The 1104-nt window shown below is 55.0% G+C and carries 3 protein-coding genes; 1 reads left to right on the top strand and 2 read right to left on the bottom strand.

What is annotated here, in order from left to right:
• Positions 1 to 177: 177 nt before the first annotated feature.
• The gene (locus LH128_RS27170; RefSeq protein ID WP_008832911.1) at positions 178 to 393 is read right to left on the bottom strand and encodes a hypothetical protein; all 216 of its coding nucleotides are present in this window, start codon (positions 391 to 393) and stop codon (positions 178 to 180) included.
• 64 nt (positions 394 to 457) lie between these two features.
• On the bottom strand, positions 458 to 664 hold the full coding sequence (locus tag LH128_RS27175; RefSeq protein WP_008832912.1) for a cold-shock protein: 207 nt from the start codon (positions 662 to 664) through the stop codon (positions 458 to 460).
• A gap of 242 nt (positions 665 to 906) precedes the next feature.
• Between LH128_RS27175 and LH128_RS32835 the strand changes: the two genes are divergently transcribed.
• Positions 907 to 1077: a thioesterase family protein gene (locus LH128_RS32835; RefSeq protein WP_327195284.1), complete on the top strand. Its 171-nt coding sequence runs from the start codon at positions 907 to 909 to the stop codon at positions 1075 to 1077.
• The last annotated feature ends 27 nt before the right edge of the window (positions 1078 to 1104 follow it).

The following is a 1104-nucleotide window of genomic DNA, read 5'->3' on the forward strand; positions in this document are numbered from 1 at the left end:
GTTCCTAATTCAGATCAGAGGCTTACGCCACTCCCGCCAACCCTTCAGGACACTTTTGGTGAATAAGGCGGGTTAGTCCGCAGGAGATTTCATCAGACGATTATCGCCCCGACCATGGCAAGCACACGACATTCACCAAGAATTCGTGCAGGCTGATCATACGGAAAGATTATACTGTTACTGACCGTTGACTTCTGCGACATCGGGAACGCTTTCACCGATGTGCAAGGCTTTCACTTTCCGAGCATCCTCGGTTTTCTGAGCGCGATCAGCCAGTTCGGTCCATGCAGACACCGCGCGCAGGCAGCGGTCTCGCACTTGAGGGAGTCTTGCGGCATCGGCCGCAATCGTCTGGAGATCGGCTTGCTCGCGATAAAATGCCAGCGACGACATAAATGTACTCCTGCCCCGGCGGAAGATTGGCGAACCTTCGTAAAGGTCCGCCAATCCGGTTTGTTCAGGCCGACTGGAGATTGACGGCCGAAGTCTTGCCGCGACGGTCGGTTTCCAGTTCGTAGGACACGCGCTGATCCTTGTTCAGGGTGCGCATGCCTGCGCGTTCGACCGCGCTGATGTGAACGAAGGCGTCATCGCCGCCCGTTTCGGGAGCGAGGAAACCGAAGCCCTTATCGGCGTTGAAGAATTTTACGGTGCCGGTGATCATATGGGTATCCTTTGCCCAATGCAGTATGACGGGCATGCGCCAACAGCGGCACATCCCGGCTTCGTGAGGCTAGTAAAGGACAAAGGGGAGCCTTGGCGGCCCAATATCCGTCGCAGGCGACGTTTCAGCCCGGCTCTTGTAGGCGCATCTGAAAAAATAGATAGGCTGAATTGGAATCTCGTCCAAAAACGAATCCGGAATGTCATAGCTATGTGATAGATAGCATCATGAATTCCGCGCAAATGCACAGTTGTCCCTTGAAGATCGAGATCGACGACATCGACTTCATGGGGCACGTCAATAATTCTATATATTTGCAATGGGTGCAGGCAGCCGTCATCGAACATTGGCAGAGAGTGGCATCGCCTGCCTGTAGCGCGTCGATTACGGAGTCCGGTCGGCGTCAATTATGATGGCCGGTAGGCGGCCGCGCCGGTTGG

Origin of the sequence: Sphingomonas sp. LH128, from assembly GCF_000293195.2 — a bacterium.
Taxonomy (GTDB): domain Bacteria; phylum Pseudomonadota; class Alphaproteobacteria; order Sphingomonadales; family Sphingomonadaceae; genus Novosphingobium; species Novosphingobium resinovorum_A.

Coding starts and splice junctions, on each gene's coding strand:
- LH128_RS27170 (WP_008832911.1), bottom strand. CDS start 393: ATGTCGTCGCTGGCATTTTATCGCGAGCAAGCCGATCTCCAGACGATT.
- LH128_RS27175 (WP_008832912.1), bottom strand. CDS start 664: ATGATCACCGGCACCGTAAAATTCTTCAACGCCGATAAGGGCTTCGGT.
- LH128_RS32835 (WP_327195284.1), top strand. CDS start 907: ATGCACAGTTGTCCCTTGAAGATCGAGATCGACGACATCGACTTCATG.